24 protein-coding genes and 3 tRNA genes are annotated in these 26915 nt (G+C 56.5%); 22 read left to right on the top strand and 5 right to left on the bottom strand.

Features of this window, described 5'->3' with window-relative positions:
* Nucleotides 1-6: 6 nt before the first annotated feature.
* From N5J69_RS08780 to N5J69_RS08690, 19 genes are all read left to right on the top strand, one after another.
* Nucleotides 7-723 carry a succinate dehydrogenase iron-sulfur subunit gene (locus tag N5J69_RS08780; RefSeq protein ID WP_279769640.1) on the top strand — a complete coding sequence of 239 codons (717 nt, stop codon included), beginning with the start codon at nt 7-9 and terminating at the stop codon, nt 721-723.
* A gap of 201 nt (nt 724-924) precedes the next feature.
* Complete coding sequence (gene sucA, locus N5J69_RS08775; protein ID WP_279769638.1) at nt 925-3732, top strand: 2-oxoglutarate dehydrogenase E1 component; 2808 nt, start codon at nt 925-927, stop codon at nt 3730-3732.
* Between the two features lie 15 nt (nt 3733-3747).
* Nucleotides 3748-4971, top strand: a complete 1224-nt coding sequence (gene odhB, locus N5J69_RS08770; RefSeq protein WP_279769637.1) for a 2-oxoglutarate dehydrogenase complex dihydrolipoyllysine-residue succinyltransferase — start codon at nt 3748-3750, stop codon at nt 4969-4971.
* A gap of 67 nt (nt 4972-5038) precedes the next feature.
* Nucleotides 5039-6205 carry an ADP-forming succinate--CoA ligase subunit beta gene (sucC, locus tag N5J69_RS08765; RefSeq protein WP_003853151.1) on the top strand — a complete coding sequence of 389 codons (1167 nt, stop codon included), beginning with the start codon at nt 5039-5041 and terminating at the stop codon, nt 6203-6205.
* Nucleotides 6205-7080, top strand: coding sequence for a succinate--CoA ligase subunit alpha (gene sucD, locus N5J69_RS08760; RefSeq protein ID WP_013357147.1), 876 nt, complete (start codon nt 6205-6207; stop codon nt 7078-7080). The genes sucC and sucD overlap by 1 nt, the downstream gene beginning before the upstream one ends.
* Nucleotides 7081-7653: 573 nt before the next feature.
* The gene (gene cydA, locus N5J69_RS08755) at nt 7654-9225 is read left to right on the top strand and encodes a cytochrome ubiquinol oxidase subunit I (RefSeq protein ID WP_279769634.1); all 1572 of its coding nucleotides are present in this window, start codon (nt 7654-7656) and stop codon (nt 9223-9225) included.
* Nucleotides 9226-9236: 11 nt separating this feature from the next.
* On the top strand, nt 9237-10376 hold the full coding sequence (gene cydB, locus N5J69_RS08750; RefSeq protein WP_279769632.1) for a cytochrome d ubiquinol oxidase subunit II: 1140 nt from the start codon (nt 9237-9239) through the stop codon (nt 10374-10376).
* A 16-nt stretch (nt 10377-10392) separates the two neighbouring features.
* Nucleotides 10393-10497, top strand: coding sequence for a cytochrome bd-I oxidase subunit CydX (gene cydX / locus N5J69_RS08745; protein WP_072040350.1), 105 nt, complete (start codon nt 10393-10395; stop codon nt 10495-10497).
* Nucleotides 10497-10790 carry a cyd operon protein YbgE gene (ybgE, locus tag N5J69_RS08740; RefSeq protein ID WP_279769630.1) on the top strand — a complete coding sequence of 98 codons (294 nt, stop codon included), beginning with the start codon at nt 10497-10499 and terminating at the stop codon, nt 10788-10790. Before cydX ends, ybgE begins: the two co-directional genes overlap by 1 nt.
* A 178-nt stretch (nt 10791-10968) precedes the next feature.
* The gene (gene ybgC, locus N5J69_RS08735) at nt 10969-11373 is read left to right on the top strand and encodes a tol-pal system-associated acyl-CoA thioesterase (RefSeq protein WP_010260759.1); all 405 of its coding nucleotides are present in this window, start codon (nt 10969-10971) and stop codon (nt 11371-11373) included.
* Nucleotides 11370-12056 carry a Tol-Pal system protein TolQ gene (gene tolQ / locus N5J69_RS08730; RefSeq protein WP_003853142.1) on the top strand — a complete coding sequence of 229 codons (687 nt, stop codon included), beginning with the start codon at nt 11370-11372 and terminating at the stop codon, nt 12054-12056. Before ybgC ends, tolQ begins: the two co-directional genes overlap by 4 nt.
* Before the next feature lie 13 nt (nt 12057-12069).
* Complete coding sequence (gene tolR, locus N5J69_RS08725; protein ID WP_013357153.1) at nt 12070-12498, top strand: colicin uptake protein TolR; 429 nt, start codon at nt 12070-12072, stop codon at nt 12496-12498.
* Nucleotides 12499-12525: 27 nt separating this feature from the next.
* A complete protein-coding gene (gene tolA, locus N5J69_RS08720; protein WP_279769626.1) occupies nt 12526-13863 on the top strand; it encodes a cell envelope integrity protein TolA in 1338 nt (445 codons plus the stop codon).
* A 115-nt stretch (nt 13864-13978) separates the two neighbouring features.
* Nucleotides 13979-15274, top strand: a complete 1296-nt coding sequence (gene tolB / locus N5J69_RS08715) for a Tol-Pal system beta propeller repeat protein TolB (protein WP_279769624.1) — start codon at nt 13979-13981, stop codon at nt 15272-15274.
* Between the two features lie 51 nt (nt 15275-15325).
* The gene (gene pal / locus N5J69_RS08710; RefSeq protein WP_003853135.1) at nt 15326-15853 is read left to right on the top strand and encodes a peptidoglycan-associated lipoprotein Pal; all 528 of its coding nucleotides are present in this window, start codon (nt 15326-15328) and stop codon (nt 15851-15853) included.
* A 9-nt stretch (nt 15854-15862) separates the two neighbouring features.
* Nucleotides 15863-16657, top strand: coding sequence for a cell division protein CpoB (gene cpoB, locus N5J69_RS08705; RefSeq protein ID WP_279769622.1), 795 nt, complete (start codon nt 15863-15865; stop codon nt 16655-16657).
* 164 nt (nt 16658-16821) lie between these two features.
* A tRNA-Lys gene (locus N5J69_RS08700) sits at nt 16822-16897 on the top strand.
* 70 nt (nt 16898-16967) lie between these two features.
* Nucleotides 16968-17043 (top strand) — tRNA-Lys (locus N5J69_RS08695).
* Between the two features lie 46 nt (nt 17044-17089).
* Nucleotides 17090-17165, top strand: a tRNA-Lys gene (locus N5J69_RS08690).
* A gap of 429 nt (nt 17166-17594) precedes the next feature.
* Here N5J69_RS08690 and N5J69_RS08685 read toward each other — a convergent pair.
* Nucleotides 17595-19070, bottom strand: a complete 1476-nt coding sequence (locus N5J69_RS08685; protein WP_279769621.1) for an AlkA N-terminal domain-containing protein — start codon at nt 19068-19070, stop codon at nt 17595-17597.
* Nucleotides 19071-19228: 158 nt separating this feature from the next.
* Here N5J69_RS08685 and N5J69_RS08680 point away from each other — a divergent pair, with 158 nt between their 5' ends.
* From N5J69_RS08680 to pnuC, 3 genes are all read left to right on the top strand, one after another.
* On the top strand, nt 19229-19771 hold the full coding sequence (locus N5J69_RS08680; protein WP_279769620.1) for a methylated-DNA--[protein]-cysteine S-methyltransferase: 543 nt from the start codon (nt 19229-19231) through the stop codon (nt 19769-19771).
* A 126-nt stretch (nt 19772-19897) separates the two neighbouring features.
* The gene (gene nadA / locus N5J69_RS08675; RefSeq protein WP_279769618.1) at nt 19898-20959 is read left to right on the top strand and encodes a quinolinate synthase NadA; all 1062 of its coding nucleotides are present in this window, start codon (nt 19898-19900) and stop codon (nt 20957-20959) included.
* Nucleotides 20960-20983: 24 nt separating this feature from the next.
* Nucleotides 20984-21706: a nicotinamide riboside transporter PnuC gene (gene pnuC / locus N5J69_RS08670; RefSeq protein ID WP_279769616.1), complete on the top strand. Its 723-nt coding sequence runs from the start codon at nt 20984-20986 to the stop codon at nt 21704-21706.
* Here pnuC and zitB read toward each other — a convergent pair.
* The 4 genes from zitB to N5J69_RS08650 form a co-directional block, all read right to left on the bottom strand.
* The gene (gene zitB / locus N5J69_RS08665; protein WP_279769614.1) at nt 21700-22689 is read right to left on the bottom strand and encodes a CDF family zinc transporter ZitB; all 990 of its coding nucleotides are present in this window, start codon (nt 22687-22689) and stop codon (nt 21700-21702) included. The genes pnuC and zitB overlap by 7 nt on opposite strands.
* Complete coding sequence (locus N5J69_RS08660; protein ID WP_279769612.1) at nt 22667-25720, bottom strand: ATP-binding protein; 3054 nt, start codon at nt 25718-25720, stop codon at nt 22667-22669. Before N5J69_RS08660 ends, zitB begins: the two co-directional genes overlap by 23 nt.
* 2 nt (nt 25721-25722) lie before the next feature.
* On the bottom strand, nt 25723-26304 hold the full coding sequence (locus N5J69_RS08655; RefSeq protein ID WP_279769611.1) for a response regulator transcription factor: 582 nt from the start codon (nt 26302-26304) through the stop codon (nt 25723-25725).
* Nucleotides 26305-26402: 98 nt separating this feature from the next.
* Nucleotides 26403-26771 carry a YbgS-like family protein gene (locus N5J69_RS08650; RefSeq protein WP_279769610.1) on the bottom strand — a complete coding sequence of 123 codons (369 nt, stop codon included), beginning with the start codon at nt 26769-26771 and terminating at the stop codon, nt 26403-26405.
* Nucleotides 26772-26915: the final 144 nt, after the last annotated feature.

Genomic DNA, 26915 nt, shown 5'->3' with positions numbered 1-26915 from the left:
ACGATGATGAGACTCGAGTTTTCAATTTATCGCTACAATCCAGACGTCGACGACAAACCGCGCATGCAGGATTACACCCTGGAATCGGAAGATGGTCGCGACATGATGCTGCTGGACGCGCTGATTCGCCTGAAAGAGAAAGATCCGACGCTGGCGTTTCGTCGCTCCTGTCGTGAAGGCGTCTGCGGTTCTGATGGCCTGAACATGAACGGTAAAAACGGCCTGGCCTGCATTACGCCGGTATCGGCCCTGGGCAACGGAAAACAGAAAATTGTTATCCGTCCATTGCCAGGTTTACCGGTTGTGCGTGACCTGGTCGTAGACATGAGCCAGTTTTATGCGCAGTATGAGAAAATTAAGCCTTTCCTGTTGAATAATGGGGAAAATCCGCCAGCACGTGAGCATCTGCAGTCACCGGATGAACGCGAGCACCTGGATGGGCTTTATGAGTGTATTCTCTGTGCCTGCTGCTCAACCTCATGCCCATCATTCTGGTGGAACCCTGAGAAGTTCATCGGTCCTGCTGGCCTGCTGGCTGCCTACCGTTTCCTGATTGACAGCCGCGACACCGAAACTGCGTCGCGTCTCGACAATCTGAATGATGCTTTCAGTGTATTCCGCTGCCATAGCATCATGAACTGTGTGAGCGTATGTCCTAAAGGGCTGAACCCGACGCGCGCCATCGGCCATATCAAGTCGATGCTGCTGCAGCGCGGCGCTTAAGCAGTCTCTGCCGGGAACCTCAGGTTCCCGGTGTTTTAACGGAAGCCTCTGTAAGCGCGGTGATGACCACGTTTACAAAGGTTCCCTTACGGGCCACGCGCGCTGCGCAAAGTGCTCGTATCGCTGAACTCACTACGGCAAACCGCGAAAGCGGCAACAAATGAAACCTCAAAAAAGCATAGCAATGCTTAAGGGATCACAATGCAGAACAGCGCGATGAAGCCCTGGCTGGACTCTTCCTGGCTGGCCGGCGCGAATCAGTCTTACATAGAGCAGCTCTATGAGGATTTCCTGACCGATCCTGACTCTGTCGATGCAGTGTGGCGCTCGATGTTCCAACAGTTACCGGGCACCGGAATGAAACCTGAGCAGTTTCACTCCACCACACGTGAGTACTTCCGTCGCCTGGCGAAAGACGCATCTCGTTACACCTCATCTCTCTCCGATCCGGAAACCAACTCTAAGCAAGTGAAAGTGCTGCAGCTGATAAACGCGTTTCGTTTTCGCGGTCATCAGCATGCGAATCTCGATCCGCTCGGCCTGTGGAAACAGGATCGGGTCGCCGATCTTGATCCCGCTTTTCATGACCTGACCGAGGCCGATTTTCAGGAAAGCTTTAACGTAGGCTCCTTTGCCATCGGCAAAGAGACCATGAAGCTGGCCGATCTCTTCGACGCGCTGACGCAGACTTACTGCGGCTCAATCGGTGCGGAATATATGCACATCAATAACACGGATGAGAAACGCTGGATTCAGCAGCGCCTTGAGTCTGTGGCAGGCCGTGCAGCGTTCAGCAACGACGAGAAAAAAGGTTTCCTGAAAGAGCTGACCGCTGCAGAAGGGCTGGAAAAATATCTGGGCGCGAAATTCCCGGGTGCGAAACGCTTCTCGCTGGAAGGCGGCGATGCGCTGGTCCCGATGCTGCGCGAAATGATTCGTCACGCCGGTAAGAGCGGTACCCGTGAAGTTGTGCTGGGTATGGCGCACCGTGGTCGTCTCAACGTGCTGATCAACGTATTGGGTAAAAAGCCACAGGATCTGTTCGACGAGTTCGCCGGTAAGCATAAAGAGCATCTTGGCACCGGTGACGTGAAGTACCACATGGGCTTCTCGTCTGACGTGGAAACCGAAGGCGGCCTGGTTCACCTGGCGCTGGCGTTTAACCCGTCACACCTGGAGATCGTCAGCCCGGTGGTCATGGGTTCTGTACGCGCCCGTCTGGATCGTCTGGATGAGCCAGCCAGCAACAAAGTTCTGCCGATCACCATTCATGGTGACGCGGCGGTGATTGGTCAGGGCGTGGTTCAGGAAACCCTGAACATGTCACAGGCACGCGGTTATGAAGTGGGCGGTACCGTTCGCATCGTCATCAACAACCAGGTTGGTTTTACAACTTCCAACCCGAAAGATGCGCGTTCAACCCCTTACTGCACCGATATCGGTAAAATGGTGCTGGCACCGATTTTCCACGTCAATGCTGACGATCCGGAAGCGGTCGCCTTCGTGACCCGTCTGGCGCTCGACTATCGCAACACCTTTAAGCGTGATGTGTTTATCGATTTGGTCTGCTATCGCCGTCATGGTCACAACGAGGCGGATGAGCCAAGTGCGACCCAGCCGCTGATGTACCAGAAAATCAAAAAACACCCGACCCCACGCAAAATCTACGCCGACCGTCTGGAAGGGGAAGCCGTTGCCACGCAGGAAGATGCGACCGAAATGGTCAATCTTTACCGTGACGCGCTGGATGCGGGCGAGTGCGTAGTGCCGGAATGGCGTCCGATGAGTCTGCACTCCTTTACCTGGTCACCTTACCTGAATCATGAGTGGGATGAGCCATACCCGGCTCAGGTCGACATGAAACGTCTGAAGGAACTGGCGCTGCGTATCAGCCAGGTGCCTGAAGAGGTTGAGGTGCAGTCGCGTGTTGCCAAAATCTACAATGACCGTCGTCTGATGGCTGAAGGCGAAAAAGCCTTTGACTGGGGCGGCGCGGAAAATCTGGCGTACGCCACGCTGGTTGATGAAGGCATTCCTGTGCGTCTGTCGGGCGAAGATACCGGTCGCGGAACCTTCTTCCACCGTCACGCGGTTATTCATAACCAGGCGAACGGCTCAACTTACACCCCTCTGCACCATGTCCACAGCGGCCAGGGCCAGTTCAAAGTGTGGGACTCCGTGCTGTCTGAAGAAGCGGTACTGGCCTTTGAATATGGCTATGCCACTGCAGAGCCGCGCATCCTGACCATCTGGGAAGCGCAGTTTGGTGACTTCGCCAACGGTGCTCAGGTTGTTATCGACCAGTTCATCAGCTCCGGTGAGCAGAAGTGGGGCCGGATGTGTGGCCTGGTGATGCTGCTGCCGCACGGCTACGAAGGTCAGGGGCCAGAGCACTCCTCTGCGCGTCTGGAGCGTTATCTGCAACTCTGCGCTGAGCAGAACATGCAGGTCTGCGTGCCGTCTACGCCTGCGCAGGTTTACCACATGCTGCGTCGTCAGGCATTGCGCGGTATGCGCCGTCCGCTGATTGTGATGTCGCCGAAATCGCTGCTGCGTCATCCGCTGGCGATCTCCACGCTGGATGAACTGGCTAACGGCAGCTTCCAGCCAGCAATTGGCGAGATTGATGATCTGGATCCGCAGGGCGTGAAACGCGTCGTGCTGTGCTCCGGTAAAGTCTATTACGACCTGCTTGAGCAGCGTCGTAAAAATGAGCAGACCGATGTGGCTATTGTCCGTATCGAGCAGCTCTATCCGTTCCCGCATCACGCGGTACAGGAAGCATTAAAAGCGTATTCTCACGTGCAGGATTTTGTCTGGTGTCAGGAAGAGCCGCTGAATCAGGGCGCCTGGTATTGCAGCCAGCATCATTTCCGTGAAGTTGTGCCGTTTGGCGCGACCTTACGTTATGCAGGTCGCCCGGCATCTGCCTCACCGGCCGTGGGTTACATGTCCGTACACCAACAACAGCAGCAAGACCTGGTTAATGACGCGCTGAACGTTAATTAATTAAAAGGAAAGATAATGAGTAGCGTAGATATTCTCGTTCCCGACCTGCCTGAATCGGTTGCCGATGCCTCTGTGGCAACCTGGCACAAAAAACCAGGCGATGCAGTGACTCGCGATGAAGTGCTGGTCGAAATCGAAACCGACAAAGTGGTGCTGGAAGTGCCAGCCTCGGCTGACGGTATCCTGGAAGCGGTTCTGGAAGAAGAGGGCGCAACCGTCACTTCACGCCAGATCCTGGGTCGTCTGAAAGAGGGCAACAGCGCCGGTAAAGAGACCAGCGCGAAGGCTGAAAGCAAAGAGTCTACCCCGGCTCAGCGTCAGACTGCGTCACTGGAAGAAGAGAGCAACGATGCGCTCAGCCCGGCTATCCGCCGTCTGATTGCCGAGCACAATCTGGATGCCTCGCAGATCAAAGGCAGCGGTGTGGGCGGACGTCTGACCCGTGAAGATGTTGAAAAACATCTGGCCAGCAAGCCGCAGGCTGCCAAAGCCGCCGCGCCAGCTGCTGAAACGGCTGCCGTACAGCAGCCCGTGGCGAATCGCAGCGAAAAACGCGTGCCGATGACCCGTCTGCGTAAGCGTGTTGCCGAGCGTCTGCTGGAAGCGAAAAACAGCACCGCTATGCTGACCACCTTCAACGAAATCAACATGAAGCCGATCATGGATCTGCGCAAGCAGTATGGTGAGGCATTCGAGAAGCGTCACGGTGTGCGTCTGGGCTTCATGTCCTTCTACATCAAAGCGGTTGTTGAAGCGCTGAAACGCTATCCGGAAGTGAATGCGTCCATCGATGGCGAAGATGTGGTTTACCACAACTACTTTGACGTCAGCATCGCTGTTTCCACGCCGCGCGGTCTGGTAACGCCGGTTCTGCGTGACGTTGATGCGCTCAGCATGGCGGACATCGAGAAGAAAATCAAAGAGCTGGCAGTGAAAGGCCGTGACGGCAAGCTGACCGTTGACGATCTGACCGGCGGTAACTTTACCATCACCAACGGTGGCGTCTTTGGTTCCCTGATGTCTACCCCGATCATCAACCCACCGCAGAGCGCCATCCTGGGCATGCACGCTATCAAAGATCGCCCGATGGCGGTCAATGGTCAGGTTGTGGTGCTGCCAATGATGTACCTGGCGCTCTCCTACGACCACCGTCTGATCGATGGCCGTGAATCAGTTGGTTATCTGGTTGCAGTGAAAGAGATGCTGGAAGATCCGGCGCGTCTGCTGCTGGATGTCTGATTTTCACCGGGCGCGCCTCGCGCGCCCAACCTCAATACTCTTTTCAGACCTGAATGGATAGAACATCATGAACTTACACGAATACCAGGCGAAACAACTGTTTGCACGGTATGGCATGCCGGCACCAACGGGTTACGCCTGTACTACACCACGTGAAGCGGAAGAAGCAGCCTCTAAAATTGGCGCAGGCCCGTGGGTAGTTAAATGTCAGGTTCATGCCGGTGGCCGCGGTAAAGCGGGCGGTGTGAAAGTGGTTAACAGCAAAGAAGAGATTCGTGCTTTTGCTGAGAACTGGCTGGGCAAACGCCTGGTGACCTATCAGACAGATGCAAACGGCCAGCCGGTCAACCAGATTCTGGTTGAAGCCGCGACCGACATCGATCAGGAGCTTTACCTGGGCGCAGTGGTCGATCGCGCAACGCGCCGCGTTATTTTCATGGCCTCGACTGAAGGCGGCGTGGAAATTGAAAAAGTGGCGGAAGAAACCCCGCACCTGATTCACAAAATGGCACTTGATCCACTGACGGGCCCGCAGCCTTATCAGGGCCGCGAGCTGGCATTCAAACTGGGCCTGACCGGTAAGCTGGTTGGCCAGTTCACCAAGATCTTCATGGGTCTGGCAACGCTGTTCCTGGAGCGCGATCTGGCGATGGTTGAGATCAACCCGCTGGTGATCACCAAACAGGGCGATCTGATCTGCCTGGATGGCAAACTGGGTGCCGATGGCAATGCCCTGTTCCGTCAGCCAGAGCTGCGTGAAATGCGCGATCCAAGCCAGGAAGATCCCCGTGAAGCACATGCGACACAGTGGGAACTGAACTATGTTGCGCTGGAAGGCAACATCGGTTGTATGGTGAACGGCGCAGGTCTGGCGATGGGCACCATGGACATCGTTAAGCACCACGGCGGTCAGCCAGCCAACTTCCTTGATGTCGGCGGCGGCGCAACGAAAGAGCGCGTGACGGAAGCCTTCAAAATCATCCTGTCTGACGATGCGGTTAAAGCCGTTTTCGTTAACATCTTCGGCGGTATTGTACGCTGTGACCTGATCGCCGACGGCATCATCGGTGCAGTGGCTGAAGTGGGTGTCAACGTGCCAGTAGTGGTACGTCTGGAAGGTAACAACGCCGAGCTGGGCGCACAGAAACTGGCGGACAGCGGTCTGAACATCATTGCAGCAACCAGCCTGACAGACGCCGCACAGCGTGTTGTTGCTGCCGCGGAGGGTAAATAATGTCCATTCTGATCGACAAAAACACCAAAGTCATTTGCCAGGGTTTCACCGGTGGCCAGGGGACTTTCCATTCTGAGCAGGCGCTGGCCTACGGTACTCAGCTGGTTGGCGGCGTTACGCCAGGCAAAGGCGGCACAACGCATCTCGGCCTGCCGGTGTTCAACACCGTGCGCGAAGCTGTAGAAGCGACAGGCGCAACGGCGACCGTCATCTACGTTCCGGCTCCTTTCTGCAAAGATGGCATCCTGGAAGCGATCGAAGCAGGTATCAAACTGATCATCACCATCACCGAAGGCATCCCGACCCTGGATATGCTGACCGTGAAAGTGAAGCTGGATGAAGCAGGCGTGCGGATGATTGGTCCAAACTGCCCGGGTGTGATCACCCCAGGCGAATGTAAAATCGGCATCATGCCGGGCCACATTCACCAGCCGGGCCGCGTCGGCATCGTTTCCCGTTCAGGCACGCTGACCTATGAAGCGGTTAAGCAGACCACGGACATTGGTTACGGCCAGTCGACCTGTGTGGGTATCGGCGGCGACCCGATCCCAGGCTCAAACTTCATCGACATCCTGAAAATGTTCCAGGACGATCCACAGACTGAAGCGATCGTGATGATCGGTGAGATCGGGGGTAGCGCAGAAGAAGAAGCCGCAGCCTTCATCAAAGAGCACGTGACCAAGCCGGTTGTGGGCTACATTGCGGGCGTCACCGCGCCGAAAGGCAAGCGTATGGGCCATGCGGGTGCCATCATTGCCGGTGGTAAAGGTACAGCAGATGAGAAGTTTGCTGCACTGGAAGCGGCAGGCGTGAAGACCGTACGCAGCCTGGCTGACATCGGTGACGCGGTTAAAGCCGTATTACCGGCAAAATAAGCCGTTATCATCTGACATTAAGCCACCTTCGGGTGGCTTTTTTTATGCCGGTTACTCGCCGTCCTAACGCAGGCTATTAATGCAAAGAAGGCAGGATCAGTTAACCTGACTCGGGTTAATTGCGTTAATAAAAAGTGGCAAAGGTAAACTATTTTCCCCCACCTTATTTCATTAATGACATCTCATTAACAAGAAACCCACCTGACTCCATCTGGAAACTTATTGCGTTAATCCAGATCAATTAACCGCGATTTATATCCAACTATATCGCTGGCAAAGCGCAACGCTAAGAGCGTAAATTGCGCTGCATCAATCCAGCCTTTTACACAAATTTTCAAACGTCTGCTCAACCCGGGATGACACCCGCTTTTCTCCTGTTAAAGCACGCGTTAATGAAAGCGCTGATTGACAATTTTCAGAGCTGCTTCATTCGCTACTCGCCTGTTCGGGCAGCTCACAGACCTGTTCTGCGGGTAACAAATACTGGAATCAATAAACAGTCGTTCCTGACTCTGATGATGTGCGAGCCAATCGCGTGCATGACAGAGACAAAGCGAGGAGCAAGGAGTCCTTATGTTAGATATCGTCGAGCTGTCGCGGTTACAGTTTGCCTTAACGGCGATGTACCATTTTCTGTTCGTTCCTTTAACGCTGGGTATGGCGTTTCTGCTGGCGATCATGGAAACGGTTTATGTCCTGAGCGGCAAACAAATTTATAAAGATATGACGAAGTTCTGGGGGAAGTTATTTGGTATTAACTTTGCGCTGGGTGTCGCCACCGGCCTGACCATGGAATTTCAGTTCGGAACGAACTGGTCATATTACTCTCACTACGTCGGTGATATCTTCGGCGCGCCGCTTGCCATTGAAGGTCTGATGGCGTTTTTCCTGGAATCCACCTTTGTTGGCCTGTTCTTTTTCGGCTGGGATCGGATGGGTAAAGTGCAGCACATGGCAGTGACCTGGCTGGTGGCGCTGGGCTCGAATATGTCTGCGCTGTGGATTCTGGTCGCTAACGGCTGGATGCAGAATCCCATCGCCTCTGAATTCAACTTCGAAACCATGCGCATGGAGATGGTCAGCTTTTCAGAGCTGGTGCTGAACCCGGTGGCCCAGGTGAAATTTGTTCACACCGTTGCGGCGGGTTACACCACCGGCGCGATGTTCATTCTGGGCATCAGCGCGTGGTACATGCTGAAAGGGCGTGATCTTGCTTTTGCCAGACGCTCGTTCGCTATCGCGGCCAGCTTTGGCATGGCAGCGGTGCTGTCAGTGATTTTGCTGGGCGATGAGTCAGGCTATGAAATGGGTGACGTGCAGAAAACCAAGCTGGCGGCTATCGAAGCAGAGTGGGAAACCCAGCCAGCACCGGCCGCATTCACGCTCTTTGGGCTGCCCGATCAGGCCACGCAGGAGAACCGGTACGCCGTACAGATCCCGTGGCTGCTGGGGCTGATCGCTACCCGATCCGTTGATAAGCCGGTCACCGGCCTGAAAGATCTGATGGTCCAGCATGAAGTGCGTATCCGCAATGGTATGAAAGCTTACACCCTGCTGAATGAACTGCGCAGCGGCAGCCAGGATCCGGCGGTTCGTGATGCGTTCAACAGCCACAAGCAGGATCTCGGCTATGGTCTGCTGCTGAAGCGCTATACCGACAATGTCGCGGATGCGACCGAAGCGCAGATCAAACAGGCAACTCAGGACTCTATTCCGCGTGTCGCTCCGCTTTATTTTGCCTTCCGCATCATGGTGCTGTGTGGCGTGCTGCTGCTGGGTATTATCACGCTCTCCTTCTGGAGCGTAATACGCAATCGCGTGGGTAAAAACCGCTGGTTACTGAAAGCAGCGCTGTTTGGTATTCCCTTACCCTGGATTGCTGTCGAGTCAGGCTGGTTCGTCGCCGAGTATGGTCGTCAGCCCTGGGCTATCGGTGAGATTCTGCCGACGGCGGTGGCCAACTCCTCCCTGACTGTTGGCGATCTGCTGTTCTCCATGATCCTGATCTGCGGACTCTACACGCTGTTCCTGGTGGCAGAGATGTACCTGATGTTCAAATTCGCCCGCCTTGGGCCGAGCAGCCTGAAAACCGGGCGTTATCATCATGAGCAAATCACGGCAACCACTCAGCCGGTTCAGGGATAAGGAGAGCGACCATGTTTGATTATGAAGTTCTGCGCTTTGTCTGGTGGCTGCTGATTGGCGTGCTGCTGATTGGCTTTGCCGTTGCCGATGGCTTTGATATGGGCGTCGGGATGCTGACGCGTATTCTGGGCCGCACCGATACTGAACGTCGCATCATGATTAACAGTATTGCTCCGCACTGGGACGGTAACCAGGTCTGGCTGATCACCGCCGGTGGCGCACTGTTTGCGGCCTGGCCGATGGTCTACGCGGCGGCCTTCTCTGGCTTCTACGTGGCGATGATTCTGGTGCTCGCGTCACTGTTCTTCCGTCCGGTCGGCTTTGATTATCGCTCGAAGATTGAAGACAACCGCTGGCGCGGTGCCTGGGACTGGGGCATTTTCATTGGCAGCTTCGTGCCGCCGCTGGTGATCGGCGTGGCATTTGGCAACCTGTTACAGGGCGTGCCGTTCCATGCCGATGAGTATCTGCGCCTGTTCTATACCGGCAACTTCTTCCAGCTGCTGAATCCGTTTGGACTGCTGGCGGGTGTGGTCAGTGTGGCGATGATTCTGGCGCAGGGCGCAACCTACCTGCAGATGCGCACAACCGGCGAATTGCATCTGCGGTCGCGTACCGCTGCACAACTTGCCGCGCTGGTGATGATGGTCTGCTTCATTCTGGCGGGCGTCTGGGTGAAATACGGCATTGATGGCTATGTGGTGACCAGCGCGATGGATCACTTCGCCGCCTCTAACCCACTGGGTAAAACCGTGGTGCGCGAAGCGGGTGCCTGGATGGTTAATTTCCAGACCCATCCTGTGCTGTGGCTGTTCCCGCTGCTGGGGGTCGTGCTGCCGCTGATGACCATACTCTGCTCACGGGTTGAGAAGGGTGCCTGGGCGTTCCTGTTCTCCTCGCTGACGCTGGCCTGCGTCATCATGACTGCCGGTATTGCGATGTTTCCGTTCATCATGCCATCCAGCACCGTGCCGGGGACCAGCCTGACGATGTGGGACGCAACATCCAGCCTGCTGACACTGCAAACCATGACCGTTGCCGCCGCTATTTTCGTGCCGCTCATTCTGATTTACACCACCTGGTGTTACTGGAAGATGTTTGGTCGCATCACCAAAGAGCAGATTGAAAGCAACAGTCACTCATTCTATTAATATAAGGAGACGTCGCATGTGGTATTTTGCCTGGATTCTCGGCACGTTGCTGGCCTGTGCCTTTGGTATCGTGACGGCGCTGGCGATTGAACACGTTGAAGCGCAGGATGAGCCTCACTGATGCGTACGCGCATTCGGATGCTGTATGATCTGATGGATAAGGGCCCTCTGCGGGCCCTTTCCCTGCTGCTGGCGCTGCTGACGGCGGGAGGCGTGATGTGGGATCCGACCCGTTTTGCCAATCAGGCGGGCCAGTTACCTGCTCTGCAGGGGCTGGTGCTGATCTGGGCGGTCTGTTGCGGGGTGATCCACGGTGTGGGTTTCCGGCCACAGAAAACCCGATGGCAGGCGCTGTTTACGCCGTTACCGGCCGTGCTGGTGTTATTTATTGCGCTTTACCGTTTTTACCTTTAACTCCCCGCCTCACCGGCGCTGTCAGTGAACATTTGTCAGCGTCTGGTCAATAAATCTCTCTGAAATCGTTCCGTTTGTTACGGAGCGATAATTATTTTCGCCTGGCTCTGGCGACCCATTCCCAACCCCAATTCTCTTGCGTATAGTAGCAACGTTTAAAACGAGGCCGGGATGTAGAGTGAGTACAACGCTGTTTCGCTGGCCGGTTCGGGTCTACTACGAAGATACTGATGCCGGTGGTGTGGTTTATCACGCCAGCTATATCGCTTTTTATGAACGAGCACGTACCGAAATGTTGCGACAGCATCATTTTAATCAGCAGACGCTGTTAGAACAGCAGATCGCTTTTGTGGTACGGCGCATATCGGTGGACTATCTGGCGGCGGCGCGTCTTGATGACCTTCTGGAGATCCAGAGTGAGGTTACATCAATGACACGGGCTACCATGACGTTCACGCAGCGTATCGTGAATACTGAAGGCAAAGTGCTCAATGAGGCAGAAGTCCTGATTGCCTGCATTAACCCACATCTGATGAAGCCGATTGCGCTTCCCAAGTCTATTGTCGCGGAGTTCAAGCAGTGACTGACATGAACATTCTTGATTTGTTCCTGAAGGCGAGCCTTCTGGTCAAACTTATCATGTTGATTTTGATCGGCTTTTCTATTGCCTCCTGGGCCATCATTATTCAGCGCACACGTATTCTGAATGCGGCGGGAAGAGAAGCGGAGGCGTTTGAAGACAAATTCTGGTCCGGCATCGAACTCTCTCGCCTGTACCAGGAGAGCCAGGAACGCCGGGAAGAACTGGGCGGATCGGAGCAGATTTTCTATTCCGGCTTCAAAGAGTTTGCCCGCCTGCATCGCGCCAATAATCATGCGCCCGAAGCGGTCATCGACGGGGCGAGTCGTGCTATGCGCATCTCAATGAACCGCGAGCTGGAAGCGCTGGAAAACCACATTCCGTTCCTGGGAACGGTCGGCTCTATCAGTCCCTACATCGGGCTGTTCGGCACCGTCTGGGGCATTATGCACGCTTTTATCGCGCTGGGCGCGGTGAAGCAGGCGACGCTGCAGATGGTCGCGCCGGGTATCGCTGAAGCATTGATTGCGACCGCTATCGGTCTGTTTGCCGCGATTCCGGCGGTAATGGCGTACAACCGTCTGAACCAGCGCGTGAACAAACTGGAGCAGGGCTACGACAACTTTATGGAAGAGTTCACTGCCATCCTGCATCGCCAGGCTTTCTCCAGCGATAGCGCTAAGTAAATAGAGGTTAATGATGGCCAGAGTACGTGGTCGCAAAAGCCGCGACCTGAAGTCGGAAATCAACATCGTTCCGCTACTGGACGTCCTGTTGGTGCTGCTGCTGATCTTCATGGCGACGGCACCCATTATTACCCAGAGCGTGGAAGTGGATTTGCCAGATGCGACCGACTCTAAAACGGTTTCCAGCGATGATAATCCGCCGGTGATTGTCGAAGTGGCGGGCGTGGGGCAGTACAGCCTGGTCGTGGATCACGACCGTATGGATCAACTTCCCCCTGAGCAGGTGATCAGCGAAGCGCAGCGTCGACTGGAAGCGAATCCTAAGACGGTCTTTTTAATCGGGGGCGCGAAAGAGGTGCCTTACGATGAAATTATCAAAGCGCTCAACCTGCTGCATCAGGCGGGTGTTAAATCTGTCGGTTTGATGACGCAGCCGATTTAAAATCGAACCGTTTTTTGGGAACCGAGTGTGTCGAAGGCAACCGAGCAAAACGAGAAGTTAAAGCGCGCGATAATCATTTCGGTGATTCTGCATATCGTGCTGATCGCGCTGCTGATTTGGAGCTCGTTTAATGAGCATGTTGACCCCAGCAGTGCGGGTGGCGGCGGCAGCGATATTGATGCAGTCATGGTCGATCCCGGTGCCGTGGTGAGTCAATACAACCGTCAGCAGAATCAGCAGAGTGACAGCCAGCGGGCTGAGCAGCAGCGTAAAAAGCAGGCGCAGCAGCAGGCTGAAGAGCTGCAACAGAAACAGGCCGCTGAACAGCAGCGTCTGAAAGCGCTGGAAAAAGAGCGTTTAGCCGCGCAGGAAACGGCAAAAGAAGAGGCTAAACAGCAGGCTGAGCAGCAGAAAGCCGCCGAAGAGGCTGCTAAGCAGGCTCAGGAACAACAGAAAACGGCAGAAGCAGCGGCAGCAAAAGCCAAAGCAGATGCAAAAGCTCAGGCCGATGCCCAGGCGAAAGCCGCAGCTGAACAGGCGAAACAGGCCGCCGCCGAAGCAAAGAAGCAGGCTGACCAGCAGGCGAAAGCCGCTGCAGCGGCTGCGGCAAAAGAGAAAGCCGTAGCAGAAGCGAAGGCCAAATCTGAAGCAGATGCGAAAGCCGCAGCGGAGGCCAAAGTGAAAGCGGCCGCCGAGGCGAAAGCCAAAGCTGCTGAAGAGGCGAAAGAGAAAGCCGCAGAAGCGAAAGAAAAGGCCGCAGAGGCAGCGAAAGAGAAAGCAGCAGAAGCCGCAAAAGCGAAAGCAGAAGCCGCGAAAGAGGCCGCGAAAGAAGCGGCCAAAGAGAAGGCGGAAGCAGCGGCTAAAGCGAAAGCGGATGCCGCAGCAAAAGCCAAAGCCGATGCGGCTGCCAAAGCGAAAGCCGATGCCGCTGCTAAGGCCAAAGCGGATGCGAAAGCGAAAGCCGCTGCTGATGCTGCTAACGACAGCGATGTCGATGATTTACTGGGTGGACTCGCGTCCGGCAAAAATGCACCGAAAAGCGGCACCTCTGGCGCCGCAGCAGGGCAGGGAAACCAGAAGAAAGCGGGCGCATCAGGCGCGGAAATCAACTCCTACATGGGGCAGGTGGTCAGTGCGATTCAGAGCAGATTCTACGATGCAGATCTGTATCGCGGAAAAACCTGTGATTTGCGGATTAAACTTGCGCCAGATGGCTTGTTAATTGATGTTAAGTCAGAGGGTGGCGACCCCGCGCTCTGTCAGGCTGCGATTGCTGCCGCAAAACAGGCACGGATTCCGAAGCCGCCTTCGCAGGCGGTCTACGAAGTGTTTAAAAACGCCCCGATGCGTTTTAAACCGCAATAATGCAGTAACGGGCGGCAAGTTGTTCTATGTTTAGCTTGCCGTACTTAAGTTGTACTCGTGGTTTCCAGGAACAGTGCCAATTATCGTGGACTGAGGTTCAGATAAGGGAGATAAAATGAAGCAAGCTCTTCGCGTTACGTTAGGCTTTTTTATCCTGCTGTGGGCAGCCATGCTGCATGCAGAAGTTCGAATTGAGATCACCCAGGGTGTCAACACCGCACGCCCGATTGGTGTGGTGCCGTTTAAATGGGCGGGTGCGGGTGCCGCGCCGGAAGATGTCGGCGGTATCGTAGCGGCTGACCTGCGCAACAGTGGCAAATTTAATCCACTGGATCGCTCGCGTCTGCCACAGCAGCCTGCCAGCGCCCAGGAAGTTCAGCCTGCCGCCTGGAGCGCGCTGGGCATTGATGCCGTTGTCGTCGGTCAGGTTGCGTCTAACCCGGATGGCAGCTATCAGGTCTCTTACCAGCTGGTTGATACCGGCGGTGCGCCAGGTACCGTACTGGCTCAGAACTCTTACAAAGTGACGAAGCAGTGGCTGCGCTATGCGGCCCACACTGCCAGTGATGAAACGTTCCAGAAGCTGACCGGAATCAAAGGGGCTTTCCGTACCCGTATCGCCTATGTCGTCCAGACCAACGGCGGTCAGTTCCCGTACGAGCTGCGCGTTGCTGATTACGATGGTTACAACCAGTTTGTTGTACATCGTTCACCACAGCCACTGATGTCGCCAGCCTGGTCTCCGGATGGCAGCAAAGTTGCCTATGTGACCTTTGAAAGCGGCAAATCTGCGCTGGTGGTTCAGACGCTGTCTAACGGTGCTATCCGTCAGGTCGCCTCTTATCCACGCCATAACGGTGCGCCTGCGTTTTCGCCAGATGGCTCTAAGCTCGCTTTCGCGCTCTCTAAAACCGGCAGCCTGAACCTCTATGTCATGGATCTGGCGTCAGGTCAGACCCGTCAGGTGACGGATGGTCGCTACAACAGCACTGAACCGACCTGGTTCCCGGACAGCCAGACGCTGGCTTACACCTCCGATCAGGCGGGTGCGCCTCAGATCTATAAAGTCGGCCTTAATGGCGGCGCGCCACAGCGTATTACCTGGGAAGGTGGTCAGAACCAGGATGCGGATGTCGCAACAGATGGTAAATCTATGGTGATGATTAGCACCAGCGGTGGTGCTCAACACGTCGCCAAACAGGATCTGGAAACGGGAGCCGTTCAAACGTTAACGGACACGTTCCTGGATGAAACGCCGAGCCTGGCACCAAACGGCACAATGGTAATCTATAGCTCTACTCAGGGGATGGGTTCCGTGTTGCAGTTGGTTTCAACCGACGGTCGTTTCAAAGCGCGTCTTCCGGCAACTGATGGACAGGTCAAATTTCCTGCCTGGTCGCCGTATCTGTAATGTCTGAGCGTTCAGACATCGCAAACAATAAACAATAATGGGATTTTTGAAATGCAACTGAACAAAGTGCTGAAGGGTTTGATGCTGGCTCTGCCGGTTCTGGCAGTAGCGGCTTGTAGCTCACACAAAAACAACAACAATGACCAGACTGGCATGGGCGCTGATGGCGCTTACGGTGCAAATTCTGGCATGAACGGCAACGGCGGCAACATGTCTTCTGACGAGCAGGCTCGTCTGCAGATGCAGCAGCTGCAGCAGAACAACATCGTGTACTTTGGCCTGGACAAATATGACGTTCAGTCTGATTACGCACAGATGCTGGATCAGCACGCCACCTTCCTGCGCAGCAACCCATCATACAAAGTGACCATCGAAGGTCATGCGGATGAGCGCGGTACGCCGGAATACAACATCGCCCTGGGCGAACGTCGTGCTAACGCGGTTAAAATGTACCTGCAGGGTAAAGGCGTGTCGGCTGATCAGATGTCTATCGTTTCTTACGGTAAAGAGAAGCCAGCCGTTCTGGGTCATGACGAAGCTGCGTATTCTAAAAACCGTCGTGCCGTACTGGTCTACTAAGAGAATCACATGGTTAGTAACTTCAGACGTCATCTGTTGAGTCTGTCGTTACTGATTGGCGTAGCGGCCCCCTGGGCCGCTAATGCCCAAGCGTCAATCAGTAGCGTTGGCTCCGGCTCGGTCGAAGACCGTGTCACCACTCTTGAACGAATCTCTAATGCCCAGGCACAGCTGATGCAGCAATTGCAGCAGCAGATGAGCGATAACCAGCGTGATATCGACGCGCTGCGTGGGCAAATCCAGCAAAACACGTATCAGTTGAATCAGGTGGTTGAGCGGCAGAAGCAGCTTTACCAGCAGATTGACAGCCTGAGCAGCGCCAGCACCAGCGGCGGGCAACAGGCCGCCGGCAGCGATGCCGCAGCGGATACAGGTGCAGCAGCCACCGCAGGCGCGGCAGCATCAACCGAGAGCGCACCTGCGCAGACCGGTGACGCTAACAGCGATTACAATGCGGCTGTGGCGCTGATTCTGGAAAAGAAACAGTATGATCAGGCAATCAGCGCGCTTCAGGCGTGGGTTAAACGTTATCCTGATTCGACCTATCAGCCGAATGCGAATTACTGGCTGGGTCAGCTGAACTACAACAAAGGCAAAAAGGACGATGCGGCGTATTATTACGCCACGGTAGTGAAGAACTATCCGAAGTCGCCTAAAGCTGCAGAAGCGTTGTTGAAAGTGGGTGTGATCATGCAGGAGAAAAAAGACACAGCGAAAGCGAAAGCGGTCTTCCAGCAGGTGATCAAACTTTATCCAGACACCGATTCTGCAAAACAGGCGCAGAAACGTCTGGCAAGCCTGTAATGTGTCCGGTTCAGACCAGATATCGTGTGATTTCTGGTCTTGCCGTATGAAAGGTAAGCAACTGAGGCATTTAGCAGAAATAAGAGTTGCGCTACCTCGCTAAATCAGTAATATATGCCGCCGTTGCCGGGACACATTGCAAAGTGTCTGGTAAGCCTGAAGATGGGTCGTTAGCTCAGTTGGTAGAGCAGTTGACTTTTAATCAATTGGTCGCAGGTTCGAATCCTGCACGACCCACCATCTTCTCAGGACGCGCGTTTACCGCGTGCTTTTAAGAAGAACACTTCAGCATTGCTTCACAACCTAAGATGGGTCGTTAGCTCAGTTGGTAGAGCAGTTGACTTTTAATCAATTGGTCGCAGGTTCGAATCCTGCACGACCCACCATCTTATCTCAGCCGCCTGGCGCGCTGAACGGTTGTAAGCCCCCAGCGGGTCGTTAGCTCAGTTGGTAGAGCAGTTGACTTTTAATCAATTGGTCGCAGGTTCGAATCCTGCACGACCCACCAATTAAGAATAAAGCGCCTAGAAGGCGCTTTTTTCGTTTCTGCGGTATCAGCTTAAAAGCACCGTGCCTCTGGCATTTGACGCTGGAGATAAAGTTTGTCGTTGCCGCGGTGAGAGGCAGCCTGCGCAGAAAACACAGACGCAAAAGCCGTTATCCACGACACGCTCGGCCCGCGCGATGACGCATGAGGTGCGCCCGTTGCCGGGCCAGCGCGTTGCGTTGTTCAAAAACGCGCCCGGCGTTTTAATCCATGGCGCGGGGCGCGTTCCGCTTCTGACCCAGTTCACTGCCCGTTTTGCTTCTGCGTTGCGGGAAGATTTAAGGTGGTCTGGCTTTCTCAGCAGTTTGAACGACTCTTACGCCACTATCATCATTTCTGCGATACTCACTGTGCGGGGCAATGTGTCAACCTGCCTCCCCACACCCGCCGTCACGCCTTTTTCTTCACCTTCGCCACGGCAAGGCTCTCCCAGATATGCATCACCGCATAGCTGCGCCAGGGACGCCAGGATTGCGACCGCGCTTCTGCTTCTTTGGATGACATGCCGCCCAGATTATTACGGATGGCGATATCCTCTTTCGGAAAGGCATCCGGCCAGCGCAGGGCACGCATCGCGATGTAGTGCGCAGTCCAGGGGCCAATGCCCGGCAGGCTGACCAGCTTTTTTATCACTTCGTCAGGCTGCTGAGCGGCACTCAGACGCAAATCGCCGCTGGCGCAGGCGGTGGCAAAGCCGATGATGGCCCGGGAACGTGCGGCGCTGACAATGCCCATCGGCGCAACATCGTCCACCGTCAGTCCGGCGATGCGCTCAGGAAGCGCGGTATAGCGGGTCAGATCGGCAAAGGGCGTCTCGCAGGGCTCACCGTAGGCGGCGGCAAAACGGCTGCTTACCGTGGTGGCCGCTTTGACCGTTACCTGCTGGCCAATAATGGCGCGTACCCCCAGCTCAAAGGCGTCAAATGCGCCGGGCACCCGCAGACCCGGATGCGCGATCAGGCTGGGTGCCAGTAGCGGATCCTGTGCCAGACAGGCGGCGATACGCTGCGGCTGAGCGTCGAGGTCGAACAGATCGCGCAGACGACGCAGCAGCAGAGGCAGCACCGGCGTCAGCGACGTTGAGAGCGTCACCTGCAACGCGTTTTTCTGCGGCAGATGCGAAACGCTGACCCAGCCCCGGCAGCGCCCCAGCGCCACGGTACGTCGCCAGCTGCCATCTTCCACCGCTTCGACCTCCTTCATCAGGTGCGTCTGCAAAAACCAGAGCATCGCCGCCCAGTCATAGGGGGGACGATAAGCCAGCCGCAGCGTCACACGGTCGCCGGGCTGTGCGCGTTGAGTGCCCGTATCGTTCCGGCGCAGTGCGCCCGGCGTCATGCGGTAACGCGCCTGGAACACATCGTTAAAACGGCGCAGGCTGCCAAAGCCGCTTGCGTAGGCGACGTCGATGATCGGCAGTTGTGTCTCTGTCAGAAGCTGCTTCGCCAGCAGCATACGCCGCGTCTGCTTCAGCTCCAGCGGCGAAACGCCAAGTTCATGCTGCACGATACGGCGCAGCTGACGCAGGCTGAGTCCGAATTCAGCGGCAATCGCTTCCAGCCCTTCGCGCTCCTCCAGCATGCCTTCTTCAATGCGCTGAATCAGCCGCTCCGCAACGCGATGCGGCTGATCAACAGGCGCATTGCCGGGTGCCAGTTCTGGCCGACAGCGCAGGCAGGGGCGAAAGCGTGCTTTTTCCGCCGCCTCGGCGCTGCTGAAGAAAAGGCAGTTCTTCTGCATGGGCGCTTTGACCGGGCAGACCGGACGACAGTAAATACCGGTAGAGGTGACGCCCACAAAGAAAACGCCGTCAAAGCGGGTATCACGGGAGGTCAGAGCCTGATAGGCAATGTCGGGATCGAGCATGGCATTTCTCCGGCAAATAGAAACAGCCTATACCGGCAGGATCCGTCAGACTGGCTGTTTTCGAACAGCACAACAGTTTAACCTCATGACCGGAAACAGCCAGTCAGGCAGAAGAAAAGTGCGATACTGGACGTCGGAACCGTTACGGGAGACTCACCATGTACTACTTCAAACCGATCGTGACTCCGGTCGGCGAACTTAAACTGGTCGCCAGCGACAGTGGCCTGGCAGGCATCCTGTGGGAAAATGACGATCCAAAGCGCACCCGATTTTTGCCCCAGATGCGCGATGACGATCATCCCATTCTGATCGAAACCGGGCGTCAGCTCAGCGAGTACTTTAGCGGCACGCGTCGCTGCTTTGAGCTGCCGCTGGATTTTGTCGGCACGGCGTTTCAGAAAAAGGTCTGGCAGGCGCTGGTGGCGATCCCGTTTGGTGAGACGCGCAGCTACAGCCAGATTGCGCGGGAGATCGGCCATCCGCTCGCCGTGCGGGCGGTGGGTGCGGCCAACGGGCGTAATCCCCTTTCTATTGTTGCGCCGTGTCACCGGGTGATCGGTGCCAACGGCAAGCTGACCGGCTTTGCGGGCGGGCTGGACATCAAAGCTTTCCTGCTGGCGCTGGAAGGGCCGCAGACACGGCAGGTGCTGGCCGATGAAACGCAGCCGGGCAGGGCAGGCGCAGTGATGCAGGCAGAATAAATATCGCACGACACAGTCTGGCTTTTCCGCTATCGTGTTTAGCATATAAAACAAGATGGCTGATTCTAAGCCCCTCGTCGCCTTAGCAGGCGAGTTTCGTTAATTAGATAAAACGAGAGCTGTGTCATGAGTGTGATGTTCGATCCTGAAAGCGCCGTCTATCCTTTTCCGCCTAAACCTGCCCGCCTGAGTGATGATGAGAAGGCGTTTTACCGTGAGAAAATCAAAACGCTGCTGAAGGCACGTAACGCGGTGATGGTGGCGCACTACTACACTGACCCGGAAATTCAGGCGCTGGCGGAAGAGACCGGCGGCTGCGTTTCTGACTCACTGGAGATGGCGCGCTTTGGCAGTCATCATGCGGCAACCACGCTGCTGGTGGCGGGCGTGCGTTTTATGGGCGAAACCGCCAAAATTCTCAGCCCCGAAAAAACCGTGCTGATGCCCACCCTGCAGGCGGAGTGCTCACTGGATCTCGGTTGCCCGATTGAAGAATTCAACGCCTTCTGCGATGCCCATCCCGATCGCACCGTGGTGGTCTACGCCAACACCTCGGCAGCCGTGAAAGCGCGTGCCGACTGGGTGGTGACCTCCAGCATTGCGGTTGAGCTGATTGAGCATCTCGACAGCCTGGGCGAAAAGATTATCTGGGCACCGGACCGCCATCTTGGTCGCTATGTCACCCAGAAATCGGGTGCGGACGTGCTGTGCTGGCAGGGTGCCTGCATTGTGCACGACGAGTTCAAAACCCAGGCGCTGCAGCGCATGAAAGCGCTCTATCCCGACGCAGCGGTGCTGGTACACCCGGAGTCACCGCAGGCGATTGTCGATCTGGCGGACGCCGTTGGCTCGACCAGCCAGCTGATTCAGGCTGCGAAATCCCTGCCACATCCGCAGATGATTGTGGCGACCGATCGCGGCATCTTCTACAAAATGCAGCAGGCAGTGCCGGATAAAGAGCTACTGGAAGCGCCGACTGCGGGTGAAGGCGCAACCTGTCGCAGTTGTGCGCACTGCCCCTGGATGGCGATGAACGGCCTCAAAGCCATCGCAGAGGCGCTGGAGTCGGGCGGTGTGGAACATGAGATTCAGGTGGATGAGACGCTGCGTGAGGCGGCGTTACTGCCGCTTAATCGCATGCTATCCTTTGCAGCGGAACTTAAACTTAACGTGAAGGGAAACGCATAAGCGTTTGCCGGACAGGTGCTTCGCATGGACTTCTTCAGCACACACAATATCCTGGTACACATTCCTCTGGGTGCCGGCGGCTACGATCTCTCCTGGATTGAGGCTATCGGCACGCTGGCAGGCTTACTCTGTATCTGGTTTGCCAGCCTGGAAAAAATCATCAACTATCCGTTCGGCCTGATTAACGTCACCCTGTTTGCGGTGATCTTCTTTCAGATCCAGCTCTATGCCAGCCTTCTGCTGCAACTCTTCTTTTTTGCCGCCAACCTCTATGGCTGGTATGCCTGGAGCCGCCAGACCGCCGATCATCAGGCTGAGCTGAAAATCCGCTGGCTGCCGCTTCCCAAAGCGCTGGCCTGGACGGCGGGCTGTGTGATTGCCATTGCGCTGATGACCGTCTATATCGACCCGGTGTTTGCGCTGTTAACCCGTGCAGCAGTCACGCTGATGAACGCGATCGGCCTGTCGGTGGCAATGCCCGCGTTGCAGCCTGATGCGTTCCCGTTCTGGGATTCCTGCATGATGGTGCTGTCGATTGCGGCGATGGTGCTGATGACGCGCAAATACGTTGAGAACTGGCTGCTGTGGGTCATCATCAACGTGATAAGCGTGATGATATTCGCCCGTCAGGGCGTCTATGCGATGTCGCTGGAGTATGTGATTCTGACGCTGATTGCGCTGAACGGATCACGCATGTGGATGCGCAGCGCACGGCAACAGGGTTCCCGCGCGCTGTCGGCTCAGTGAGTGTGCGCTTCGCCTTTAGCGTGAGCAGGGTCATGATCATGATCGTGAGAATGACGGTGATCGTGGCCGGTGACAGCCGCGCTGCTTAAGCCGAGTTCACACTCGGTACCGGCACAGGGCTGATACTCCATCTGCACCGTGGCATGCGCAATCTGGTAGTTCTGGCGCAGATAGTCGTGAATACGGTGCAGCAGCGCATCGTGATCGTAAGGCGGGATCACCTGCGCATGCAGCGTCAGCAGCGGCTTCTCACCAACCTGCCACAGATGCACATGGTGAACATTGCGCACTTCGGCGATGTTCAGCGTCAGATCCCGTATCAGCCGGTTCACATCCAGCGAATGCGGTGCCCCCTCAAGTAACTCCTGCAGGCTTTCACGCAGCAGCGCCCAGGCGCTGCGCAGTACCAGCAGTGACACCAGCAACGACAGAATCGGGTCGATGGGTGTCCAGCCGGTCAGCAGAATAATCACCGCCGCCACAATCGCGCCCACTGAACCCAGCAGGTCGCCCATCACATGCAGCGCCGCGGCCCGCACGTTGAGGTTCTTCTCTCCGCTGCCGTGATGCAGCAGCCAGAATGACAGAAGATTAGCCAGCAGGCCGCCAATCGCGATCCCCAGCATCAGGCCGCCGGTCACCGGTTGCGGATCGGTAAAGCGGCGCACCGCTTCCCAGACGATGAGGGCAGTAATGCCCAGCAGTGCGATGGCGTTAACAAACGCGGCCAGTGTTGTCAGACGCAGCAGGCCAAAGGTGTGGCGTGCATTAGGTTTACGGCGCGAAAACTGCACCGCCAGTAACGCCATCAGCAGCGCGGCGGCGTCGGTCAGCATATGACCGGCGTCCGCCAGCAGCGCCAGTGAACCTGAGATCCAGCCGCCAATGACTTCAGCAACCATGAAAACGACGGTCACCCCGAAGGCGGCCGCCAGACGCGTGCGATTACTATCCTGCCCGCTATGAGTGTGGGTATGTGCCATAAGATTCCAGTTTTTTCAGTAACCTGTTTGCGAATAATATCAGTAATTGCCACGTCTCAGACGTGTCCTGATGCTGTTTAACCTGCTCCGTCAGCTGCTGGCTTAGCTGTGCACCCTGTTCCAGCCCTACCAGTAACCAGCTTCCTTTCATCCGGTGTGCCGCATCGGCGAACTGCGTCCAGTCCGCGCGCTCGTGCGCCTCGCGCATTGCAGCCAGATCCTGCGTCACCGTGCTGTGCAGCGTCTGGCTCAGACGGCTGAGGAATTTGTCATTCTGCTGCGCCAGCTGCCACAGGTTGTCATCCAGTGCCGCCAGCGGATCGTCCTGCCATTCCCCCAGCAACGCGCTGAGATCGGCTAACTGCACCGGTTTAATCAGCACCCGCTCGCCTGCCTCAGACGGCCGCGATAACAGCTGCGCGTCAGCCGAGCAGAGCACCCGCATTGCCTGACGTCCCCGCTGGCGGTCACGCCGGCGCAGCAGCCGCAGCAGCAGCGTCCCGTCAGGACGCGGCATCATCTGGTCGATAAACAATAGATCATAAGGCTGCTGCGCGTCGGCCCGCAGCAGTGCGCGTCCTTCATCGAAGATGTCAGCCTGAATCGCAAAGCGCGCCAGCTGCTGCTGCATCACCAGTAGATTGGCTGGATGGTCATCAACAATCGCCACCCGCAGCTGCGGAAAGCCGGGCAGGGAGGTCTCGTCCGCGTGGCTTACCGGCGCACAGATCTGCAGCGGCAGCGTGACGGTGACCTGCGTTCCGCGACCGGGTTCAGAGGCGAGGCGGATATCGCCGCCCATCCGCAACACCATCTCACGGCAGATAAACAGCCCCAGCCCGCTGCCCTGCACCGAAACGGATTTCCCGGACGGTGCCTGATACCAGGGGTCAAACAGCTTCTGCTGCTCCTCTGGCGGAATACCGCTGCCGCTGTCGCTCACCGTCAGAACCAGCTGCTGATCGGCGGCCAGGGTCAGTCGAATCGCGCCGTGACGGGTAAATTTCAGGGCATTGGTCATCAGGTTGTTGACCACCTGCTGCAGGCGGTCGGCATCAATCATTACCGTGTCAGGCAATGGTGTCAGCGCCTCGACGATCAGACGCGGGCCGTCCGCGTGCATTAAGGGGTGATAAAAGTGCTGCTGTTGATCGAGCCACTGCGGCAACGCCAGCGGGCGGGGTGCCAGGGTAAAACTGTTGCTCTCGATGCGCGCATGATCCTGCAGGTCATTCAGCAGGGTCAGCAGCGATTGTGCGCTGCTGTGCAGCAGCGTCAGGTTCGGGCTGCTGTGCTGCTGCTTCTCCAGCTCCAGCAGCCCGAGGATCGCCTGCATGGGGGTTCGCAGCTCGTGACTGACGGTCGCCAGAAACTGGCTTTTCATTGCGTTGGCGTGCTCCGCCTGTTCACGCTGCTGACGTTCACGACGCTGTTGCCAGTAGCGCCGCGCCAGCAGCAATAGCAGCAGGGCAATCGCCGCACCGGCCACCGCCAGCACCATCATCGGCAGCGAACGCATCACCATTACGCTGCCGGGCTGCGGCGGCGTTGACCAGCTATCGCGCATCTGGCTCTGCGTGTCTGCCGGAATCTGCTGTAACGCACGATCCAGCAGGGTGCGCAGGACCGGCTGGCCGGGCGTGACGCCCAGCGCGATCGGCCACGCGATGTCGCTGGCGGCAAAAGCGAGGTGAATGCGCGCATCGTCGCGGCTGGCGATACGCCAGCGGGCGGAGAGCACGTTATCGACCAGCGCATCGATTTGCCCCTTTGCCAGCGCGTCATAGAGGCTATTTCGATCGGCAAACGGCAGCGGCTGCAGATCCGCAGGCAACAGACGCAGTGCCAGATCATCCTGCAACACCCCGATCCGTTTGCCGCGCAGGTCGCGCCAGTGCGCCAGTGGTTCGGACTGGATGCTGTAGATGCCCCACAGCGCCCGCCAGACCGGCAGCGAGGTGCTCTGCATCGCATCGCCGTTCAGCGGCTGCATCAGCTGCAGCATCGCCTGCTGCTGCTGAATCAGCGTGCTGGCCTGGCGCGGATTACTGACCCACACCGGTTCAAACGCTAATCCGGTACTCTGCGCAATCGCTTTCAGCAAATCCACGCCATAGCCTCGGGCGGTTCCGCTGGCATCGCGGTAGCTCCAGGGATAGTTGTCCGGTTCGGCGGTGTAGGTGATACGCGGATGATCGGCAATCCAGGCCCGTTCAGCCGGGCTGAGCATCAGGGTCTGCGTATCCTGATAGCGCGGCAGGCTGCTGCTCCAGCGCGCCTGCAGCGTAGTCATCAGTTCCGCAGGCAGCTGACGCAGGCTCTGATTGATCCAGCTGATAAGCCGGGGATCGCGCGCCACCGCCCGCAGGTCGAGCTGGCCCGCCTCGATGTGGGAGGCGATTTGATAAATCTGGCCCTGCTGCAGCTGGCTCAGGAGAAAACCGGCGCTGGCCTCATCTGCCACCACATAATCATTCTGCTGATTAAGCAGGGTGTAGAGCGCCTGCAAATCGCTGCTGTAGCGCCGCCAGCTGTGGCGGGCTGCCAGTGCAGGTGGCAGTTGTGCCAGCGTGCTGTCACTGATCGCAAGCGAGGCATTCTGGCTGTTAAACATCACGGCTCGCTGATTTTGCTGATTGCGGTAAACCCGCAGCGGACTGCTGTACCAGTTGTCGCTGCTCAGGGTGCCAGTGGGCAGCGGGGCGATCCACATGCCCAGGGCAAAATCGATCTGGCCGCTGGTCAGCGCCTGCATCAGATGCGGCTGATCGCGGTAGAGGCTGAGGGTGAACTGCGCGCCGGTCAGCTGTCGCAACGCGGAAAGATAGTCCGCGTTAATGCCATAAAGGTCATTGCCGATACGCATCGCCCAGGGGGCGTGGTTCTCTTCGAGCAGGCCGACGCGCACTATCTTGCCCTGCATGGTTTCCGCATGCGTTACCGGCAGCATCATCGGCAGATTAACGCTGCTCACCGGACGCACCTCAGCCAGGCAGGCTCCGCACCCTAACAGCAGGATCAGCAGCAGCATTCTCACTGCTGCGCTTTCCACAGGTCAGCCAGTTCCACCACCGAGCGGGCACCGGTTTTTTCCAGAATGTTCTTTTTATGGGTACTGACCGTTTTGTTACTGATGTGCAGCTGCGCGGCGATTTGCAGATTGGACAAGCCGCTGGCCAGCAGCGCAAGAATCTGACGCTCCTTCTGCGTCAGCGGCAGCTCAGGCTCATCATCCATCACCGGAAAGGCGGTCTGACCGCCCAGCACCGCCAGAATGGCGCTGAGCAACTGCGTCATACGCTGACTCTTGACCACGTAACCGGCCGCACCCAGCGCCTGTGCGCGTCGCACATAGTGCCGGGTCTGCTGCGCGGAGTAGATCAGGACCGGGCAATCAGGCCGATGGATTTTCAGGCGACGAAGAAATTCCAGCCCATCACTGTCCGGCAGGCCGATATCCAGCACGATAATGTCCAGTGGCTGCTGAAGTAAGGGACGGGCGGCTTTTTCACTGCTGGCAGAGAGGAGCTGGACGGGTATGGGCGACTGACTCAGTGCGGCGTCAAGTGCAACTTCAACCAGCGGATGATCGTCAATCAAAAGCAAAACGGCCATGAAGGATTTCCTGTAAATTTCACAGGATTAGCATAGCGGAAGAGTGGGGCAGAGGGGAGAAAAACCAGGAGCGCTTCCGCTCTCCTGGTTAAACAGAATTACTGCGTTGTTCCATCGGTTTTGGTATTTACATCACCGCCGCCGACTTTCGTTTCAACTTTTCTGTTGATATTCGGACATTTGCCATCTTTACACTGGCTGTTCTGGTCAATTTCATTAGCAGACATATTACCCTGGCTGGTCGTGCTGCCAGACGTTGCAGGATTCGTGTCGTTGCCGGTGTTATTAATTTTGCTGTTATCGACATTATTTGGCGGCAGATTCTCTTTCGCGCCACCCGCTGCTGCGCCTGCACTGGCTGCCTGATTTGCTGTACCGTTATTGCTGCTGCTGTCTGCAGCCAGTACCGCGCCACTGCTCAGTGTCATTGCTGCTGTCAAAAAGAGTAAGGCAAACTTTTTCATCATTATGCTCCCGTTAATAAATGAAGAGGCTTTGAGCCCAGAGGTGCAATTTCGGGTAAAAAAATCCCTGACGAAATAAAATTCGCCAGTTAACTAAAACAGGGTGATTAAATAATGTAAGCGGGACTTTCCTCAGTGCTTACCATT

It is taken from the genome of Pantoea sp. GD03673 (assembly GCF_029844725.1).
GTDB lineage: Bacteria > Pseudomonadota > Gammaproteobacteria > Enterobacterales > Enterobacteriaceae > Pantoea.
The sequence above is the reverse complement of the archived record's forward strand: the minus strand, read 5'-3'. Positions and strand labels throughout refer to the sequence as shown.

What these genes read in the sequence shown, in the direction of transcription:
- N5J69_RS08780 (WP_279769640.1), top strand. Translation starts at nt 7, where the DNA reads ATGAGACTCGAGTTTTCAATTTATCGCTACAATCCAGACGTCGACGAC.
- sucA (WP_279769638.1), top strand. Translation starts at nt 925, where the DNA reads ATGCAGAACAGCGCGATGAAGCCCTGGCTGGACTCTTCCTGGCTGGCC.
- odhB (WP_279769637.1), top strand. Translation starts at nt 3,748, where the DNA reads ATGAGTAGCGTAGATATTCTCGTTCCCGACCTGCCTGAATCGGTTGCC.
- sucC (WP_003853151.1), top strand. Translation starts at nt 5,039, where the DNA reads ATGAACTTACACGAATACCAGGCGAAACAACTGTTTGCACGGTATGGC.
- sucD (WP_013357147.1), top strand. Translation starts at nt 6,205, where the DNA reads ATGTCCATTCTGATCGACAAAAACACCAAAGTCATTTGCCAGGGTTTC.
- cydA (WP_279769634.1), top strand. Translation starts at nt 7,654, where the DNA reads ATGTTAGATATCGTCGAGCTGTCGCGGTTACAGTTTGCCTTAACGGCG.
- cydB (WP_279769632.1), top strand. Translation starts at nt 9,237, where the DNA reads ATGTTTGATTATGAAGTTCTGCGCTTTGTCTGGTGGCTGCTGATTGGC.
- cydX (WP_072040350.1), top strand. Translation starts at nt 10,393, where the DNA reads ATGTGGTATTTTGCCTGGATTCTCGGCACGTTGCTGGCCTGTGCCTTT.
- ybgE (WP_279769630.1), top strand. Translation starts at nt 10,497, where the DNA reads ATGCGTACGCGCATTCGGATGCTGTATGATCTGATGGATAAGGGCCCT.
- tolR (WP_013357153.1), top strand. Translation starts at nt 12,070, where the DNA reads ATGGCCAGAGTACGTGGTCGCAAAAGCCGCGACCTGAAGTCGGAAATC.
- tolB (WP_279769624.1), top strand. Translation starts at nt 13,979, where the DNA reads ATGAAGCAAGCTCTTCGCGTTACGTTAGGCTTTTTTATCCTGCTGTGG.
- pal (WP_003853135.1), top strand. Translation starts at nt 15,326, where the DNA reads ATGCAACTGAACAAAGTGCTGAAGGGTTTGATGCTGGCTCTGCCGGTT.
- cpoB (WP_279769622.1), top strand. Translation starts at nt 15,863, where the DNA reads ATGGTTAGTAACTTCAGACGTCATCTGTTGAGTCTGTCGTTACTGATT.
- N5J69_RS08685 (WP_279769621.1), bottom strand. Translation starts at nt 19,070, where the DNA reads ATGCTCGATCCCGACATTGCCTATCAGGCTCTGACCTCCCGTGATACC.
- N5J69_RS08680 (WP_279769620.1), top strand. Translation starts at nt 19,229, where the DNA reads ATGTACTACTTCAAACCGATCGTGACTCCGGTCGGCGAACTTAAACTG.
- nadA (WP_279769618.1), top strand. Translation starts at nt 19,898, where the DNA reads ATGAGTGTGATGTTCGATCCTGAAAGCGCCGTCTATCCTTTTCCGCCT.
- pnuC (WP_279769616.1), top strand. Translation starts at nt 20,984, where the DNA reads ATGGACTTCTTCAGCACACACAATATCCTGGTACACATTCCTCTGGGT.
- zitB (WP_279769614.1), bottom strand. Translation starts at nt 22,689, where the DNA reads ATGGCACATACCCACACTCATAGCGGGCAGGATAGTAATCGCACGCGT.
- N5J69_RS08660 (WP_279769612.1), bottom strand. Translation starts at nt 25,720, where the DNA reads ATGCTGCTGCTGATCCTGCTGTTAGGGTGCGGAGCCTGCCTGGCTGAG.
- N5J69_RS08655 (WP_279769611.1), bottom strand. Translation starts at nt 26,304, where the DNA reads ATGGCCGTTTTGCTTTTGATTGACGATCATCCGCTGGTTGAAGTTGCA.
- N5J69_RS08650 (WP_279769610.1), bottom strand. Translation starts at nt 26,771, where the DNA reads ATGATGAAAAAGTTTGCCTTACTCTTTTTGACAGCAGCAATGACACTG.